The organism is Bradyrhizobium sp. 137, from assembly GCF_023074095.1.
In the GTDB taxonomy this organism is placed as follows: domain Bacteria; phylum Pseudomonadota; class Alphaproteobacteria; order Rhizobiales; family Xanthobacteraceae; genus Bradyrhizobium.
In genome coordinates this window covers 1-1,018 of record NZ_JADPKU010000071.1, presented here as the reverse complement: position 1 = coordinate 1,018, position 1,018 = coordinate 1, and the positions used below count along the sequence as shown (strand labels likewise).

1 pseudogene is annotated in these 1,018 nt (G+C 60.2%); it reads left to right on the top strand.

Annotation, left to right across the window (positions count from 1 at the left end):
* A pseudogene (locus IVA78_RS22950) lies at positions 1–1,018 on the top strand (IS110 family transposase); the annotation flags it as partial.

The following is a 1,018-nucleotide window of genomic DNA, read 5'->3' as shown; positions in this document are numbered from 1 at the left end:
GCTCGCTACGCAAAGAACGTGCCCGGGCGCAAAAGCGATGTCAGCGATGCCGCATGGTTGCGCCAGCTTCATTCCTATGGCCTGTTACGCGGCAGCTTCCGACCTGATGCCGAGATTGCAACCCTGCGCGCCTATCTGCGCCAGCGCGAGCGGTTGGTGGAATATGCCGCTGCCCATATCCAACATATGCAGAAGGCCCTGATGGAGATGAACCTGCAGCTCCATCACGTGGTTTCGGATATCACGGGCGCGACCGGCATGCGGATCATCCGAGCTATTTTGCGGGCGAGCGCAATCCCGACGTGTTGGCAACCTACCGGGACGTACGCTGCCATTCTTCCATGGAGACGATCCGCGCCGCACTGGTGGGCAACAACCGACATGAACATGTCTTCGCCCTGACCCAATCGCTGGAACTCTACGACATCTACCAGGCGAAGATGCTGGACTGCGATCGCAAGCTCGAAGTCTTGATCGCTGCGTTGGGCAACAGAGGGACAAAACCGGGCGGAAAGCTATCCAGGCCACGCGTAAAGACCAAGCAGGTCAACACACCCACGTTCGATGTCAGGACCGCGCTGTATGGTGTGCTCGGCGTCGATCTGACCGAGATCCATGGATTGGGTCCGTCGCTCGCCTTGAAGCTTATCGGCGAGTGCGGCACAGATCTGATGGCATGGCCGACCGCCAAGCACTTCACCTCCTGGCTCTGCCTCGCACCGGGCAACAAGATCTCCGGCGGCAAGGTGCTGTCTTCGCGTACGCGACGATCCTCCAGTCGGGCAGCTGCGCTGTTGCGGTCGGCGGCCACAACGGTCGGTCGAACTGATAGAGCGCTGGGAGCATTCTATCGTCGGCTGTCCTCACGGGCAGGTAAGTCGAAGGCGGTGACGGCGACCGCCCGCAAGATTGCGGTTTTATTCTACAACACGCTCCGGCACGGCATGAGCTACAAGGATCCGGGTGCCGACCAATATGAGCAACAATATCGCAGCCGCGTCGTCGCCAACCTTCAGCG